Annotated in this window: 1 protein-coding gene; it reads right to left on the minus strand. The window is 49.8% G+C overall.

What is annotated here, in order from left to right:
- A partial coding sequence (locus R7070_RS26460) for an efflux RND transporter periplasmic adaptor subunit (protein WP_318141552.1) occupies positions 1–996 on the minus strand: 996 nt, incomplete at its 3' end.
- Positions 997–1,055: the final 59 nt, after the last annotated feature.

A 1,055-nucleotide genomic window follows, 5' to 3' on the forward strand; every position in this document is an offset into this window, starting at 1 on the left:
CGCGTTGTCGCTGACAGGTTGCAAGGCAATATTGGCGAACATGTTCGGTTTCAGCTCGCCATTGGGATTAGAGAATTTAAGACGAACACGAAGCGTGCGCGTTTTAGGATCCAAAATTGGATACACATAATCGACGCTGCCTTGCCACTCTTTACCCGGAATCGCATCCAACGTCATAGTGGCGTCGCTGCCTGCTTTCATCCAGTGAGCTTGGCGCTCAAACACTTCGGCATCCACCCATACGTTTTCAAGTGGGCCCGCGCTGATCACCGCTTGAGCAGGGGATAGGTAACCACCTTCACGAACGTTCAAACTCGCGATGACGCCATCTTCCGGAGCTTTAATTTCAATAGTTTGCGATGCTTTCCCGCGTTGAGTAATGTCTTTGATTTGAGAGCGATCAACACCAAGTGTCACCAAACGTTCTGTCGCGCCTTTCACTAGGCCACTACGCCCAGTTCGGTAGGCGTTCAGCAGCTCTTCTTGTGCTTTGACTAGCTCAGGAGAATACAGTGTGAACAGCACGTCGCCTTTGTTGACCTTTTCACCCACGGCATTGATGTAAAGCTTTTCAACCCAGCCCGCCACGCGAACGTTGGTTTGCCACAAATGGCTTTCGTCAAACGCGATGTAGCCAACAGTTTCAATTCGAGGTGAAAGTTGCTCTAAAGAGACTTGAGCGGTTTTTACACCTAAGTTGTTTTCAACCGATGGGTCAATTTTTACCGTGCCGGGTTTGTCTTTTTCACCCGCGAGATCTTCGGCGTACACTGGGATCAAGTCCATGCCCATTGGCGATTTGCCCGGTTTGTCGCGCTTGTAATTTGGATCCATTGGCGCAACCCAATAGAGTGGCTCGTTTGAGCTGTTCGCAGCGCTACCGCTTGTGCCGCTCATGTCGTGGTTTGCACCAGATAGGTACTGATTAACGCCAAACCCTAGTGCCCCGCCAACAAGCAGAGCGATGGTTGCTACCTTGATTGAATTTGAACTCATTACTAATTCCTTATTTTCCCCATGAGGCATGACAGCGATGTTGATTGTTTATTGGTGTG

The organism is Vibrio sp. 1557, assembly GCF_033340175.1.
Lineage (GTDB): Bacteria > Pseudomonadota > Gammaproteobacteria > Enterobacterales > Vibrionaceae > Vibrio > Vibrio alginolyticus.